Origin of the sequence: Pseudomonas sp. PDM02 (genome assembly GCF_014852285.1) — a bacterium.
GTDB classification, from domain to species: domain Bacteria; phylum Pseudomonadota; class Gammaproteobacteria; order Pseudomonadales; family Pseudomonadaceae; genus Aquipseudomonas; species Aquipseudomonas migulae.
The window spans coordinates 1-500 of record NZ_JACVBL010000040.1; the positions used below are offsets into that span (position 1 = coordinate 1).

The 500-nt window shown below is 63.2% G+C and carries 1 protein-coding gene; it reads right to left on the reverse strand.

Translation table 11 applies throughout. The features are described from left to right. The coding region (locus IB245_RS28930; RefSeq protein WP_192496362.1) for a gamma-glutamyltransferase at positions 1–500 on the reverse strand (500 nt) is incomplete at both ends.

The following is a 500-nucleotide window of genomic DNA, read 5'->3' on the forward strand; positions in this document are numbered from 1 at the left end:
GTCCGTCACCGCCCATCGATCCGTAGACCATCACTCGCCCATCCTTAAGACGCGCCGCCGCCGGGTTCAGGGTATGGAAGGGCTGCTTGCCCGGCGCGAGGGCCAGAAGATGATTGGGATCGAGGCTGAACGATGCGCCCCGGTTCTGCCAGACGATGCCGGTGTCGGGCAGCACCACGCCGCTGCCGAACTCGTGATAGATACTCTGGATAAACGACACGGCGAGCCCGCTGTTATCCATTACCCCCATCCACACCGTATCGCCGGGGCCTTTTCCGGTGCCCCACGGCGCGGCGCGGCTATCGTCAACCCTGTTGGCAAGCGCCTGCAGAGCGGCGGGATCCAGCAGTTTCTGAACATCGGTTTTCAGCTCGCGCGGGTCGGTGATGTGGGCATCGCGCAGGCCAAAGGCCAGTTTGGTGGCTTCAACGATGCGGTGAATGGTGTCGGCATCGTCGGCCTCCGCCATGTTCAGACAATCGGTGATGCCGAGTATCGCC